Source organism: Streptomyces sp. NPDC050625, from assembly GCF_040654755.1.
In the GTDB taxonomy this organism is placed as follows: Bacteria; Actinomycetota; Actinomycetes; order Streptomycetales; family Streptomycetaceae; genus Streptomyces.
Genome location: NZ_JBFAIQ010000014.1, coordinates 163,267 through 177,148, shown reverse-complemented (window position 1 = coordinate 177,148; position 13,882 = coordinate 163,267). Strand labels below are relative to the sequence as shown.

Below are 13,882 nucleotides of genomic sequence, written 5' to 3'. Positions count from 1 at the left end.
CCGGCTCAGGCCAGCACCCGGGCCAGTGCGAACCCGTCGTGGCCCTTGCTGCCCACCGTCTGGATCGCCGTGCCGGTGAGCCGGGGGTGGGCGCCGATCAGCTCGATGGCCGCGCGGTTGCCGCGGACGTCCGGGTCGTCGTAGCTCGCCGCGTCGACCACCCGGCCGCCGCGCACCACGTTGTCGATGATGATCAGGCTGCCCGCGCGGGTGAGCTTCAGCGCCCACTCCACGTAGTTCGCGTTGTTGACCTTGTCGGCGTCGATGAAGACCAGGTCGAAGGGGGCCGGGTTCTCGTCGGCCAGCTGGGGCAGCGAGTCCAGGGCCGCGCCCACCCGCACCTCGACGACCTTCTCCAGGCCGGCGCGGGCGATGTTGCGGACGGCGACCTCGGCGTGCCTGGGGCTGTACTCCAGGGAGATCAGCCGGCCGTCCGCCGGGAGGGCGCGGCCGAGCCAGATCGTGCTGTAGCCGCCGAGCGTGCCGATCTCCAGGATGTTGTGGGCGTCCTGGATCTGGGCAAGCAGCTGGAGAAACTTGCCCTGGTTCGCCGTGACGTTGACGTGCGGGAGTCCGGCGGCCTCGCTGTCGCGCAGCGCCGCCTGGAGCGCCTCGTCGTCCGGCGCGAGGTGGCTGGAGAAGTAGAAGTCGACGTCGTCCCAGAGCTGCGACCCGCTCATGCACCTACTGCCTTTCGTGTCTAGTTAGAGTTTCTAACTAGCTGCCCTAACGAAGGTAGTCGCGCACCGGTTCCGTGTCAGCGAATCTCCGGAGCCCCCGTTCCTTGTCAGCCGATCGGCGCAGGGGGGTGCACCGGCGGCGGGGGTACGACGGGCCGCCGCGAATGCCGGACCGCGATCAAGACGGCGACGGCGCCGGCCAGGACCAGGGAGCCCCCGATCGTCAGCAGCCACACTGGCATCCCTGCCACCTTCAGCAGCCGGTCCTGGTAGATCACCTGCTGGTACGGCGTGTCCGAGGCGGTCCGGCGCAGCACGTGGTCGGCGGAGATACGGGAGGGCTGCGGGAACTCCTGGGCCACGGCGGTCAGATAGGGGGTGCCCGAGGCGAGGCGGCCGAGCGGGCCCGTGGTCGTGGCAGGACGCCCGGCGAAGAGGACCCGTGGCGGTTCGCCACCGATCGCGCCGCGCGGCTCCATGCGGTGCGCGGCCAGGATGTACAGGCCGAGCGACTGCGGGGTGCGGGCGAGCCGGGACAGGCGCATCGGATAGACCGGCTCGTCGGCGGCGAAGATCAGGTGGATCGGGTCGAGGGCGCCGTTCAGGGAGGCGTCGGCGGCTTCCGGGGCCAGCTTGACCGCCACGTACTCCCAGCGCCGGTCGACATACGGCTGAAGGGCGTCGCTCAGCCGGGTCGGGAAGGTGAAGCCGTTGGTGCGCAGCCAGCCGTCCAGGGCGTCGGGATCGGTGGCGGTGAGCCGGGCGACATCGAAGGGCCCGAGCCGCTGACGGTCGACGACACCGACACGCGGCGGGGCGGCGCCCACGGCGGGCGGCGCCCCGGCGCTGTCGTCGCCCGCGCCGTCGAGCGGCCAGTCCCCCTCCTGGGGCCAGAAGTGATACCGGGTGCGGTGCACGGGGGCGGTGGCGGCCTCCAACTGGTCGAAGAGCGCCGGGTCGCCGAGGTCCACGTCCGCCCGGTGCGGCACCGGCATGATCCATGCGGCCCGGTCCGTGTCGCCCTGCACGGTCAGCCGCATCTCGATCTGCTCCTGCCGCCCGTCCCAACGCAGCACGGACGTCTCACGGGAAACACTGATCTGCCGCTGCGCCTCCGGCACCATCGCCCCACACCCACAGGCGTAGGCCGGGGCGACGACCCACCCGACCTGAATCCCCAGCAAGGCCGACAACACAGCCAGCCCCCGCCGCCACCACAGCCCCTCACCCACGCCCGACGCCTTCCCCCACGACCGACTCTCCCACTGGACAGGGCTTCAGACGGCGGGACGGGGCTCACGGGTTCCAGCCGCTCTCCAGCGGGCCCCGCCGGCCCGCCACGCCGCCCCTTGTCCCGCAGATAAGTGGGCCCGCTGTCGCGCCCCTTTTCGGACAACTTGATGTGATCCTTGTCGCGTTCGCGGGAAGCAACCGAACCCCCCTCGCACTATCGTCATCCGGACAAAAGGAGGGCGGCCGTCAGGTGAAGCGGGGGTAGCCTGCGTCTCACTCCGGGGGTGGTGCGAACCTGAGGGTTCGCAAAGGGAAGCCGGTGCGTGACACGCATCGGACGAACGGGGCGGGAGGCCGACGAGGCGTGGCGAACGCGAACGTGGAGCACGGCGGACGATCAGCGGATGCCTTCGGGGGCACGGTGGCGGGCCAACGCCTGAGGGCAGCCCGGCTGGGACTGTGGGCGATAGCCACGATCCTCGCGATACGGCAGCTGACCGTCGTCCTCACCACCCCGAGCGGAGAACGGCTGACGGCCCTGGAGACCTGGGTCGGCCCCAACGGCGTTCTGCACGTGAAGGGTTCGCTGTACGACTCGACGCAGTTCACCGGCACCCCCTTCGCCGGACTGGTCCTCAAACCGCTGACCCGCGCCGCCGAACAGGCCCTCGGCTGGGCCTGGACCTTCGGCAGCCTGCTCCTCGTCGTCGCGCTCGGCCTGATCGCCGCCCGCGCCCTGCCCAAGCCCGTCGGCCGCCGCACCTCACTGCTCGCCGCACCGGTCGCGATCAGCCTGCTGATGCTGTCCCTGCCGGTGCGCAACACCCTCTGGCTGGGCCAGACCAGCATCATCCCCGTCCTGCTCGTGCTGCTCGGCTGCTTCGTCGTACGCGGGGAACGGGCCGGCGGTCTGTGCATAGGCGTGGCGGCCGCGCTCCAGCCGACCGTGCTCCTGTTCGCACCGTTGCTGTGGTTCACCGAGCGCCGCCGGGCCGCCACCTCCGCCGGTGTCACCTTCGCCACCGGCACCGCGCTCGCCTGGGCCGCGATGCCGCACGACTCGTACACCTACTGGGTCCACCACATGGCGGGCGCGGGACTCGGCGGCAAGGCCGACGCCCTCGCCAACCAGTCCCTGCACGGCGCCCTGCTCCGCCTCGGCCTGTCCGGCCCGCTGGAGATAGGCCTCTTCTTCCTGCTGGGCGCGGGCGTCGCCGCCCTCGGCCTGCACCGGGCGGTGCGCTACGCCCGCGACGGGCAGCTGCTGCTCGCCGTCGCCGTCACCGGCTGCGCCGCGATAGCCGTGTCGCCCACCACCTGGCAGCACCAGCTGCTGTGGGTGCTGCTCGCGGTCGTCGGCCGGGTCGGCAAGCGGGCCTCGGACCGGTACGTGTGGCCGATCGCCGTCGTCCTGGTCACCACGCTCCCGGCCAAGATGATGCTGCCGAACATGTCGGTGGTGTACCCCCTGCGGGACAACATCGTGCTGCTCGCGGCCCTGGCCGCCGCCACCGTCGTACCGTTCCTGTCCCGCACGTCGCCGTACTACCAGACGCCGGTCCCGACGGAGTACGCCGCACAGGTCCCGGCCCGCTTCAGGAACATCCCGCTCCTCCCCTTCCTCCGCCGGGTCCTCACCCGCCCGAACCTCCTCCTCGAACTCCTGCTGATCCGCGTCACCTACGCGGCCTACCAGCAGGTCCGCCTCGCGGCGACCGGAGGCAGCAACTCCGAGGGCCGGGTGACGGCCGAGCACCACGGCCACCTCATCCTCGACATCGAGCGTTTCCTGCACATCGACATCGAGCACGCGGTCAACCACGCGGTGGCAAAGGTCGACTGGCTCCGAGACTTTTTCAACTTCTACTACGAGTCCTTCCACTTCGTCGTCCCGCTGACCATCCTGGGCGTCCTCTACTGGCGCCGCCCGGTCGACTACCGCTGGGCCCGCTCGGCCCTCGGCTTCACCACCCTCCTCGCCCTGGTCGGCTTCTGGCTCTTCCCGCTGGCCCCGCCGCGCCTGATGCCGACCCTGGGCATGATCGACACGGTCCACGGCGTCCAGGACTTCTCCAAGCCGGACTACGGCACCCTCACCGCCCTCACCAACCAGTACGCGGCGATGCCCTCACTGCACTTCGGCTGGTCACTGTGGTGCGGTGTCGTGATCGCGGTCATCGCCCCCAAGTGGTGGATGAAGGCACTGGGCCTGCTGCACCCGTTCTTCACGGTCTCGGCGATCGTCGCGACCGGCAACCACTGGGTACTGGACGCGGTGGGCGGCGCGGTCGTAGTGGCGGCGGGGTTCGGGCTGGCGTACCTGTTCCAGGGCCCGAGGGCACGAACAGTGAAGGCGGTGACAGCCGCCCAAGAGGCAGGCAGAGTGCCCGTCGGCAGCACGTGACCGTTGGGGCCACTCGCCAAGAAGCGAGTGGCCCCAACGGTCACTTGTCTCCGCACTCGAACCAGACCGTCTTGCCACCCTCGGCCCACGGAGTAACGCCCCACTTGCCGACCACGACATCGAGCAGCGCCAGTCCGCGTCCGCTCTCCGACTCCGGGTCCAACTCACTCGGCATCAACGGCAGTTGGGAATGACAGTCGGTCACCTCCACCCGTACTCCGGCCGTCTGCCGCAGCACCAGCAGTGAGCAGCGGCGGTCCGGGACATGCCGTACGACGTTGGTGACCAGCTCGCTCACGCCCAGCTCCAGGGCGTCGGTGAGATGCGTGAGTTCCCAGTCGTCCAGCAGCGAGCGGACGATGCGGCGGATGTGCCGTACCGAGTGGTCGCTGACGGTGAGACTCATGCGGTAGTGGGGGAAGTGGTAGTTCACGGTACGAGACTGACGTCGCGCGACTACGCTGGGCTACGGAATGGATACAACGTCCCGCCGTGGGCCGAGTTGCGCGAGAGGGGACCGTGCGTGACCCACATCAACGTCCTCGACCCGGGCGCCTCGCCGCTCGACTACTACGGCTTCGAGCTGCGCCGGCACCGGGAGGCGGCGGGGCTGACACAGAAACAGCTCGGCGACATCATCAACTACACGGGGTCGCTTGTCGGCCAGATCGAGACGGCCCGGAAACTGCCGACGCCGGAGTTCAGCGAGCGGGCGGATGCGGCGCTGGGGACGGGCGGGTTGCTGTCCCGGCTCGTCACGTTGGTGATGCGCAGCCAACTTCCGGCGTGGTTTCAGCAGGTGGCGGAGTTGGAGTCGCGGGCCACCGAGATCAGTACCTTTCAAATGGGCATGGTTCACGGCCTGTTGCAGGACAGGGAGTACGTGAGGGCCACGCTCGGCACGATCGACGAGACCAACCTCGACGACCGGACCGCAGTACGGCTTGCCCGTCAGCGCATCTTCGAGAAGGAGGAGCCGCCGGTCTTCTGGATGGTCCTCAGCGAGGCCGCGCTGTACCAGGAAATCGGCGGTGCCGAAACCATGCGCGGCCAACTGGCCCACCTGTTGTCCTTCGAGGGCAACCCCCGGATCAACGTCCAGATCCTGCCGTTCTCGGCCGGGGCGCACGCGGGACTTACAGGCTCGTTCAACGTCTACCGCTTCGCGGGTGACCCGACCATCGTCTATACGGAGGGTTACGGCAGCGGGCATCCCACCGCCAATCCGAACACCGTCAAGGACTGCTCGCTCCGATACGATCATCTCCAAGCCGCCGCTCTGTCCCTCCGGGACTCGGCGGAGTTGATCCGGCGCGTGATGGAGGACCGCTATGGAGAGCAACGCGATTCGGTGGCGTAAGTCCAGCTACAGCAGCGACCAGGGCGGCGATTGCGTCGAATGCGCCCCCATCGGCGCCCTGGCCTGGCGTAAGGCGTCGTACAGCGGCGACCAAGGCGGCGAATGCGTAGAGATCGCCGAAGCCTCCTGCGCCACCGTAGCCGTAAGAGACTCCAAGACCCCCACCGGCCCGGTGCTCACCCTCGCACCCGCCACCTTCACCGCATTCCTGACCTGGACCGCTACAGCCGCTGAATAATCGTCCCGGTCGCCAGCCCACCCCCCGCGCACATCGTGATGAGCGCGAACTCCTTGTCCCGGCGCTCCAGTTCGTGCAGGGCTGTCGTGATCAGTCGGGCCCCGGTCGCCCCGACCGGGTGCCCGAGGGCGATTCCACCGCCGTTGACGTTGACCTTCGTCAGGTCCTGCTCGAAGACCTGGGCCCAGCTCAACACCACGGAGGCGAAGGCCTCGTTGATCTCGACGAGGTCGATGTCCTTCAGGGACATCCCGGCCTTGCCCAGCACGGCCTTCGTCGCGTCGATCGGGCCGTCCAGGTGGAAGTGCGGGTTGGCTCCGACCAGCGCCTGGGCGACGATCCTTGCCCTCGGCCGGAGCTTCAGCGCCCGCGCCATCCGCTTGGACGCCCACATGATCGCGGCCGCTCCGTCGGAGATCTGCGACGAGTTGCCCGCCGTATGCACGGCCGTCGGCATGACCGGCTTCAGCCCGGCCAGCGCCTCCATCGACGTGTCCCGGAGTCCCTCGTCCTTGTCGACGAGCCGCCACATGCCCTGCCCGGCGTGCTGTTCCTCTTCCGTGGTGGGCACCTGGACGGCGAACGTCTCCTTCTTGAAGCGCTCCTCGGACCAGGCGACGGCCGCCCGCTCCTGCGAGAGGAGGCCGAGGGAGTCGACGTTCTCGCGGGTGAGGCCCCGGTGCCGGGCGATGCGCTCGGCCGCCTCGAACTGGTTGGGGAGGTCGACGTTCCACTCGTCGGGGAACGGCTTGCCCGGCCCGTGCTTGGAGCCGGAGCCGAGTGGCACCCGGGACATCGCCTCGACACCGCAGCTGATCCCGACGTCGATGACTCCACCCGCGACCATGTTGGCGACCATGTGCGAGGCCTGCTGCGAGGACCCGCACTGGCAGTCGACGGTCGTCGCGGCGGTCTCGTACGGCAGCCCCATGGTCAGCCAGGCCGTACGGGCGGGGTTCATGGACTGCTCGCCGGCATGGGTCACCGTGCCGCCGACGATCTGCTCGACGCAGTCGGCGGGGATGCCGGTGCGGCCGAGGAGTTCACGGTAGGTCTCGCCCAGGAGGTAGGCGGGATGGAGGTTGGCGAGCGCGCCGCCGCGCTTGCCGATGGGGGTGCGTACGGCTTCGACGATCACGGGTTCCGCGGCCATGGGGGAGGTCCTTCCTCGGTCAACCCGCGCGGCGCAGGGGCGTCCCGGCCCGGCCCGCCACGCAGAACTAGTACGCGTTCTAGTTCTGCTTGAAGTCTGCTGACAGAGCGTCCGTCGCCGCAAGGGTCGTGCACCCTCCGAAGTTGCGATCTGCACGACTCCTGCACGCAATTGGGTGCGCCGGATGTCTTGCGACTTGTAGAACCCGTTACTACCTTCGCGGCAACCCTCAATTCCTGATGGACCGTCAGAATGACGGGAGTCGCCGATGCCCTCCTGCCCCGCGCTGCCCGACGGGTTCGACTTCACCGACCCCGACCTGCTGCACCACCGCGTGCCCTTCCCGGAGTTCGCCGAGCTGCGCCGGGCGGAACCGGTCCGCTGGATCCCGCAGCCGCACGGCCTGGCCGGGTTCGCGGACGACGGCTACTGGGCCGTGACCCGGCACGCGGACGTCAAGTACGTCTCCACGCACCCGGAGATCTTCTCCTCCTACCTCAACACCGCGATCATCCGCTTCGGTGAGCACATCGAGCGCGACGCGATCGACGCGCAGCGGCTGATCCTGCTCAACATGGACCCGCCCGAGCACACCAGGGTCCGCCAGATCGTGCAGCGCGGCTTCACGCCACGGGCCATCCGGGCCCTGGAGGAGCGCCTGCGCTCCCGCGCCCATGCGATAGTCCAGGGCGCCCTCGCCCAGTCCGGGCCCTTCGATTTCGTCACCCAGGTCGCCTGCGAACTGCCGCTCCAGGCCATCGCCGAGCTGATCGGCGTGCCGCAGGAGGACCGGGCCAAGATCTTCGACTGGTCCAACAAGATGATCTCGTACGACGATCCCGAGTACGCGATCACCGAGGAGGTCGGCGCGGAGTCGGCCACCGAGATCATCGCCTACGCGATGAACATGGCCGCCGAGCGCAAGCAGTGCCCGGCCCATGACATCGTCTCGACGCTGGTGGCGGCCGAGGACGAGGGCAACCTCAACTCGGACGAGTTCGGCTTCTTCGTGCTGATGCTGGCGGTCGCGGGCAACGAGACCACCCGCAACGCCACCACCCACGGCATGCACGCCTTCCTCACCCACCCCGAGCAGTGGGAGCTCTACAAGCGCGAGCGCCCGTCGACCACCGCCGAGGAGATCGTCCGCTGGGGAACCCCGGTCAACTCCTTCCAGCGCACGGCCGCTCAGGACACGGAGCTGGGCGGCAAGCTGATCCGCAAGGGCGACCGCGTCGGCCTCTTCTACGCCTCCGCCAACCACGACCCCGAGGTCTTCGCCGACCCCGACGCCTTCGACATCACCCGTGATCCCAACCCCCACCTCGGCTTCGGTGGAGGCGGCCCGCACTACTGCCTGGGCAAGTCCCTGGCCGTCCTGGAAATCGACTTGATCTTCAACGCGATAGCCGACGCCATGCCGGGTCTCCGCCTGGCTGGAGACCCCCGCCGCCTGCGCTCCGCGTGGATCAACGGCGTCAAGGAACTCCAGGTCACCGCGGACTGACCCCTGAACTCGGGCCGACGGCTCCCGGCGCCGCCGGCCCGTCCCGAGGGAGGCAGGTGCACCCCTTTCCCTACGCCCCGGCCCCTGCCTCCCCCGCGATCACTCCCTCCCGGAAGCCACCACCGCCAGGACCCCCGACACCAGTGCCGCGATGAGCAGGGCGATCCACAGGTGGTGGTGGAGCACCAGCCAGGCGCCCAGTGCGGCGCCCGCGACCATGGCGATCACGGCGGCGATGCGGCGTACGGCCCGGCGCTCGGTGTTGCTGCCGAGCGGGGACTCGGCGACCAGGCCGGTGAGGGTCATGGTCAGGACCGTGGTCGTCAGGTCGGGCACGCCCAGCTTGCGTACGGTCGCGTTGCGCAGGCCCATCGCGAAGGCGGTGAGGGCGATGAGCGTGTACGCGGTGCCGCTGCGGTCCGGCATGACGAACGCGGCCGCGGCCGCCACGCCCACCAGCGCCGCCTCCACGGCGAGCGTGATCCGCGTGCGCGTTCGCTGCGATCCGCCGGACCACAGCGTGAGCCGCCCGCCCACCGTCGCGCCCGCCAGGAAGCAGCCCAGCGAGGTCACCGTGTGCGCCACCGAGAAGGCCGGCGCACCGGCCGCGGCGAAGCCGAGGACCACCACGTTGCCGGTCATGTTGGCGGTGAAGACGTGCCCGAGACCGAGAAAGCTCACCGCGTCGATCAGGCCGCTCACCACCGTCAGCACCAGCAGCACCGGGAGCAGACGCACTCCGCGCGCCTCCGGGTCGGGCGTCCGCGCGTCCGGTGCCTCCGTCGTCATGGGTCCTCCGGTCGGCCGGACGGGCAGGGTGCTGCCCGGCCAGTCCACCACGGGACCCACGCCCGCACATGCGCGCGCACCCCCGCCCGGTACAGGGCGAGGGTGCGGACGCGGATGCCGAATGAGGGGGTGGCTCAGTACCAGCTGTTGGCCTGCCAGAAGTTCCAGGCGTCGACCGGGCTGCCGTAGCGGGAGTTCATGTAGTCCAGGCCCCACTTGATCTGGGTGGCCGGGTTGGTCTTCCAGTCGGCGCCCGCGGAGGACATCTTCGAGCCGGGCAGGGCCTGGACCAGGCCGTACGCGCCGGAGGAGGCGTTGGTCGCGGAGACGTTCCAGCCGCTCTCATGCTCGACGATCTTGCTGAACGCGTTGTACTGCGCGGCGTCCGGAATCATCTTGTGCGCGATCGCCTGGGCGTCGGAAGGCGAGGCAGTGGTGGCGGCCTGGGCGGGAGCCGAGGTCAGCACCATGCCGGTCGTGGCGGCGGCCAGAGCGGCAGCGGTGAGAGCCTTCTTCGGGGAAGCGATGCGGCGGATGAAAGAGACGGACACGGAAAACCTCTTCGTCGGGGACAAGGAGCCGCCGTAGGCCGCCACCGTCACCGTGTGGTGCGCGGTCGGGCCGTACGTCGGCGCCGCGACCCCCGGGGGGTTCGTGGCGCCTTGCGACGTCGTCCAGAGAAGCAGGGCCGAATCGCGTCCGCAATGACCCCTTTTACTAGTTGTGGCCGCATCGGGGGGAATGGTCGCTTGTGTGGCGTGGGTCTCAATGTGCAGGTCGGATGGGGTGCGCTGTCGGGCAAATCGGACAAGTCATCCTACGGTCGAGCATCGTAGGTGACCTGCGTCATGTGGGGTGCTTCACCGCCCCGCCGACGGTCCGCGCACACGCCCTCACACAGGGGTCACCGGGCCGGCGGGTCGAATGTGACCGCGGTCTCGAAGGCGGCCCGGCGGGTGGCCCGGCGCAGTGCCCTCAGGAGTGCCGGGCCGAGCGTCAGGGTCAGTACGACCGTGCAGACCGCCCTGCCCAGGTCCCAGCCGAGGGATGTGGCCAGGCAGTACGCGACGAAACGGGCCAGGTTCGCGGGGACCGCGGCGTGCGGGTCGAAGGCGATGCCCGAGGCGAGGGCACCCATGAAGGGCCAGCCCGCGAGATTCATGGCCGTGCCGTAGGCGAAGGCGGCGAGGAAGCCGTAGAGGGAGAGCAGCGCGAGCTCGCCGCGGCCGCGCAGCCGGTCCGGCCCCGGGAGCAGCCCGGCGCCCATGGTGAACCACCCCATGGCGAGCATCTGGAACGGCATCCAGGGGCCCACCCCGCCCGTGAGCAGCGCCGACGCGAACATGGTGACCGAGCCCAGGACGAAGCCGAAGCCCGGGCCGAGGACCCGTCCGCTGAGCACCATCAGAAAGAACATGGGCTCGATCCCGGCGGTGCCCGCGCCGATCGGCCGCAGCGCCGCACCGGTCGCCGCCAGCACCCCCAGCATGGCGACGGCCTTCGCCCCGAGTCCCGACTCGGACAGCGTCGCGGCCACGACCGCGACGAGCAGGACCAGCAGACCGGCGAAGAGCCAGGGCGCGTCCTGGGCATGGGCGCTGAGCCGCGAGGTGGGCGGCGCGAGGAACGGCCACCCGAAGGCGACGACCCCGACCGCGCCGACCAGGGCGAGGGCGGTGGTGGAGCGGGGGCCGAGGCGGATCGGCCGGGCCTGCGGGGTCATGCCAGTGCCTCCCGCACCTGGGCGGCTGTGAGCCATTGCTGCGGCGCCAGGATCTTGGTGACCTGGGGCGCGAAGGACGGGGACGAGACCACGATGTCGGCCGTGGGGCCGTCGGCGATGACCTCCCCCTCGGCGAGCAGGACGACCCGGTGGGCGATCTCGGCCGCCAGCTCGACGTCGTGCGTGGCCAGCACGATCGCATGCCCCTCGGCGGCGAGCCCGCGCAACACGGTGACCAGGCGCGCCTTCGCCGCGTAGTCCAGACCGCGGGTCGGCTCGTCCAGCAGGAGCAGCGGAGGGCGGGCGGTGAGTACGACGGCCAGGGCGAGCGCGAGCCGCTGGCCCTCGGAGAGATCGCGCGGGTGCGTGTCGTCACCGATGCCGGGCAGCAGACCGGAGACCAGCGCACGGCACGTGCCCGGCTCGGCCTGCGCGTCCCGGTCGGCGGCCGCGCACTCGGCGGCGACCGTGTCCGCGTACAGCAGATCGCGGGGCTCCTGCGGCACCAGGCCGACGCGGCGGACCAGCTCGGGGGGAGCGGTGCGATGGGGGACGGCGCCACCCACCCGGACCGATCCGGCCGACGGTTCGACGAGCCCGACGAGCGCGCTCAGCAGTGTGGACTTCCCGGCGCCGTTGCGTCCCATGAGGGCGACCGTCTCGCCGGGAGCGACGCAGAGGTCCACCTGCCGCAGCGCGTCGACGCGACCGCGCCGGACGGCGAGCGAGCCGACCTCGGCGACCTGCGAGGACGCGACCTCGGGGGCGCGCCGGCGCAGGAACCGGCGGGGAGCGGGGACACGGGGCGCGGGCACGTTCGCGGCCGCCGCTGTCGCTGTTGCTGTCTTTGTCTCTGTCTCTGTCGTGTGCGGCGCCTCGCGCCCGACGAGCCGTTCCCGCAGCTCCCCGGCCCGGCGGCGCGCGTCCCGCACGGTCAGCGGCAGCGGGGACCAGCCCGCCAGCAGGCCCAGGTCCACCACCGGCGGATACACCGGGGAGACGGCCATCACCTCGGCCGGGCTGCCCAGGACCGGCGCGGCGCCCGGGGCGGGCAGCAGGGCCACCCGGTCGGCGTACTGGATCACCCGCTCCAGCCGGTGTTCGGCCATCAGGACGGTCGTACCGAGGTCATGGACGAGACGCTGGAGCACGGCCAGCACCTCCTCCGCGGCCGCCGGGTCGAGCGCCGAGGTCGGTTCGTCGAGGACCAGCACCCTGGGGTGCGGGGTGAGCACGGAGCCGATGGCGACGCGCTGGCGCTGGCCGCCGGAGAGGGTGGCGATGGGCCGGTCGCGCAGGTCGGCGAGGCCCAGCAGATCGAGGGTCTCCTCGACCCGGCGCCGCATCACCTCCGGCGCGAGGCCCAACGACTCCATCCCGTAGGCGAGTTCGTCCTCGACCGTGTCCGTCACGAAGTGCGCGAGCGGATCCTGGCCCACCGTGCCGACGACGTCGGCGAGTTCGCGCGGCTTGTGCGTACGGGTGTCCCGTCCGGCGACCGTGACACGGCCGCGCAGGGTGCCGCCGGTGAAGTGCGGGACGAGCCCGCTGACCGCGCCGAGCACGGTGGACTTCCCGACACCGGACGGACCGACGAGCAGCACGAGTTCACCCTCGGGGACCTCGAAGTCCAGGCCCTGGACGACGGGTTCGGCCGCCCCCTCGTACGTCACGGAGACATCCTCGAAGCGGATCACGACGGCTCCTTGGGGACGATGAAGGCGGAGAGCAGGGCGAGCAGCATGGCCGCCGCGGGCCACAGGGGAAGGGCGGGCGCGGTGAGCGGTACGACACCCGGGTGCAGGGCCTCGGGATCGCTCGCGGACGCCAGGGCGAGCAGCGCGGCGACCGCGGCACCGGAACCGGCGACCAGCCAGGCGCGCAGGTCCCAGGGGTCGGGGCGGTAGCGGGTGCGCAGGGTGCGGCGGCCACCGAGGCGCAGGCCCGCGAGGGCGGCGGCGACTCCGGCGAGCAGGACCGGCAGTCCGTATGTGCCGCCCTCGGCGGTCAGCAGTCCGTACGTTCCCGCGCAGACGCCCAGCAGACCGCCGAGGGTGAGCGCGGTGGTCGTACGGCGGACCGGGGCGGGGACGTCGGCACTGCGGCCGTAGCCGCGGGCGTCCATCGCGGCGGCCAGCGCGACCGAGCGCTCCAACGCGCCCTCCAGGACCGGGAGTCCGACCTGCAGCAGCCCGCGTATGCCACGGTCCGGGCGGCCGCGCAGCCGGCGGGCGGCACGCAGCCGCTGGACGTCGGCGACCAGGTTCGGGGCGAACGTGAGGGCGACGACCACGGCCACGCCCATCTCGTACAGCGCGCCGGGCAGGGACTTCAGCAGGCGGGCCGGGTTGGCGAGGGCGTTCGCCGCGCCGACGCAGATCAGCAGCGTGGCCAGTTTCAGGCCGTCGTACAGCGCGAAGACGAGCGCCTCCGCCGTGACCTCGCCGCCGAGCCGGATGCCCTGCGCCCAGTGGGGGAGCGGGACTTCGGGGAGCGTGACGAGGACGTGCGTGCCTGGGATGGGGGAGCCGAGGAGCAGGGCGAAGGCGAGACGGATGAGGAGGACGGCTGCGGCGAGTTTGGCGAAGGCGGTGTAGGAGCGGGACCACGGCGCTCGGCTTCGGCACGTTGCCACGACGTAGGCCGAGGCCGTGACGAGGAGCGCGAGGAGGAGGGGGTTGGTGGTGCGGGTGGCGGCGGTGCCGAGGGCGAGGGACCAGAGCCACCAGGCGCCGGGGTGCAGTGTGCCGCGGCGCTGGTGGCGGGGGGTGGGGACGCTCACCGGTGCCGGCGGG

Annotated in this window: 13 protein-coding genes; 4 read left to right on the top strand and 9 right to left on the bottom strand. The window is 71.0% G+C overall.

Going from position 1 to position 13,882, the window contains the following annotated elements; genetic code table 11:
• Window positions 1–5: 5 nt before the first annotated feature.
• Window positions 6–680, bottom strand: coding sequence for an O-methyltransferase (locus AB0I54_RS28140; protein WP_363298936.1), 675 nt, complete (start codon window positions 678–680; stop codon window positions 6–8).
• A gap of 107 nt (window positions 681–787) precedes the next feature.
• The gene (locus AB0I54_RS28135) at window positions 788–1,876 is read right to left on the bottom strand and encodes a DUF2330 domain-containing protein (protein ID WP_363298978.1); all 1,089 of its coding nucleotides are present in this window, start codon (window positions 1,874–1,876) and stop codon (window positions 788–790) included.
• Between the two features lie 401 nt (window positions 1,877–2,277).
• Here AB0I54_RS28135 and AB0I54_RS28130 point away from each other — a divergent pair, with 401 nt between their 5' ends.
• The gene (locus AB0I54_RS28130; RefSeq protein WP_363298935.1) at window positions 2,278–4,317 is read left to right on the top strand and encodes a bifunctional glycosyltransferase 87/phosphatase PAP2 family protein; all 2,040 of its coding nucleotides are present in this window, start codon (window positions 2,278–2,280) and stop codon (window positions 4,315–4,317) included.
• Between the two features lie 40 nt (window positions 4,318–4,357).
• Here AB0I54_RS28130 and AB0I54_RS28125 read toward each other — a convergent pair whose 3' ends face one another.
• On the bottom strand, window positions 4,358–4,723 hold the full coding sequence (locus AB0I54_RS28125) for an ATP-binding protein (RefSeq protein WP_363298977.1): 366 nt from the start codon (window positions 4,721–4,723) through the stop codon (window positions 4,358–4,360).
• Between the two features lie 117 nt (window positions 4,724–4,840).
• Here AB0I54_RS28125 and AB0I54_RS28120 point away from each other — a divergent pair, with 117 nt between their 5' ends.
• On the top strand, window positions 4,841–5,677 hold the full coding sequence (locus AB0I54_RS28120) for a helix-turn-helix transcriptional regulator (protein ID WP_363298934.1): 837 nt from the start codon (window positions 4,841–4,843) through the stop codon (window positions 5,675–5,677).
• A complete protein-coding gene (locus AB0I54_RS28115; protein ID WP_363298932.1) occupies window positions 5,649–5,915 on the top strand; it encodes a DUF397 domain-containing protein in 267 nt (88 codons plus the stop codon). The genes AB0I54_RS28120 and AB0I54_RS28115 overlap by 29 nt, the downstream gene beginning before the upstream one ends.
• Here the strand turns inward: AB0I54_RS28115 and AB0I54_RS28110 are convergent.
• On the bottom strand, window positions 5,899–7,068 hold the full coding sequence (locus AB0I54_RS28110; protein WP_363298931.1) for a steroid 3-ketoacyl-CoA thiolase: 1,170 nt from the start codon (window positions 7,066–7,068) through the stop codon (window positions 5,899–5,901). The two genes, AB0I54_RS28115 and AB0I54_RS28110, sit on opposite strands and share 17 nt — an antisense overlap.
• Before the next feature lie 268 nt (window positions 7,069–7,336).
• On the opposite strand from AB0I54_RS28110, the gene AB0I54_RS28105 reads away from it, so the two are divergent.
• Complete coding sequence (locus AB0I54_RS28105; RefSeq protein ID WP_363298930.1) at window positions 7,337–8,575, top strand: cytochrome P450; 1,239 nt, start codon at window positions 7,337–7,339, stop codon at window positions 8,573–8,575.
• A gap of 99 nt (window positions 8,576–8,674) precedes the next feature.
• Here AB0I54_RS28105 and AB0I54_RS28100 read toward each other — a convergent pair whose 3' ends face one another.
• From AB0I54_RS28100 to AB0I54_RS28080, 5 genes are all read right to left on the bottom strand, one after another.
• Window positions 8,675–9,364: a YoaK family protein gene (locus AB0I54_RS28100; RefSeq protein ID WP_363298929.1), complete on the bottom strand. Its 690-nt coding sequence runs from the start codon at window positions 9,362–9,364 to the stop codon at window positions 8,675–8,677.
• A 134-nt stretch (window positions 9,365–9,498) separates the two neighbouring features.
• Entirely contained in the window at window positions 9,499–9,915 is a 417-nt protein-coding gene (locus tag AB0I54_RS28095) for a transglycosylase SLT domain-containing protein (RefSeq protein WP_363298928.1), read from the bottom strand.
• 353 nt (window positions 9,916–10,268) lie between these two features.
• Window positions 10,269–11,087, bottom strand: coding sequence for an ECF transporter S component (locus AB0I54_RS28090; protein WP_363298927.1), 819 nt, complete (start codon window positions 11,085–11,087; stop codon window positions 10,269–10,271).
• Entirely contained in the window at window positions 11,084–12,784 is a 1,701-nt protein-coding gene (locus AB0I54_RS28085; protein WP_363298926.1) for an ATP-binding cassette domain-containing protein, read from the bottom strand. The genes AB0I54_RS28090 and AB0I54_RS28085 overlap by 4 nt, the downstream gene beginning before the upstream one ends.
• Window positions 12,781–13,869, bottom strand: a complete 1,089-nt coding sequence (locus AB0I54_RS28080) for an energy-coupling factor transporter transmembrane component T (RefSeq protein ID WP_363298976.1) — start codon at window positions 13,867–13,869, stop codon at window positions 12,781–12,783. Before AB0I54_RS28080 ends, AB0I54_RS28085 begins: the two co-directional genes overlap by 4 nt.
• Between the last annotated feature and the right edge of the window lie 13 nt (window positions 13,870–13,882).

Coding starts and splice junctions, on each gene's coding strand:
- AB0I54_RS28105 (WP_363298930.1), top strand. CDS start 7,337: ATGCCCTCCTGCCCCGCGCTGCCCGACGGGTTCGACTTCACCGACCCC.
- AB0I54_RS28100 (WP_363298929.1), bottom strand. CDS start 9,364: ATGACGACGGAGGCACCGGACGCGCGGACGCCCGACCCGGAGGCGCGC.
- AB0I54_RS28090 (WP_363298927.1), bottom strand. CDS start 11,087: ATGACCCCGCAGGCCCGGCCGATCCGCCTCGGCCCCCGCTCCACCACC.
- AB0I54_RS28125 (WP_363298977.1), bottom strand. CDS start 4,723: ATGAGTCTCACCGTCAGCGACCACTCGGTACGGCACATCCGCCGCATC.
- AB0I54_RS28115 (WP_363298932.1), top strand. CDS start 5,649: ATGGAGAGCAACGCGATTCGGTGGCGTAAGTCCAGCTACAGCAGCGAC.
- AB0I54_RS28110 (WP_363298931.1), bottom strand. CDS start 7,068: ATGGCCGCGGAACCCGTGATCGTCGAAGCCGTACGCACCCCCATCGGC.
- AB0I54_RS28140 (WP_363298936.1), bottom strand. CDS start 680: ATGAGCGGGTCGCAGCTCTGGGACGACGTCGACTTCTACTTCTCCAGC.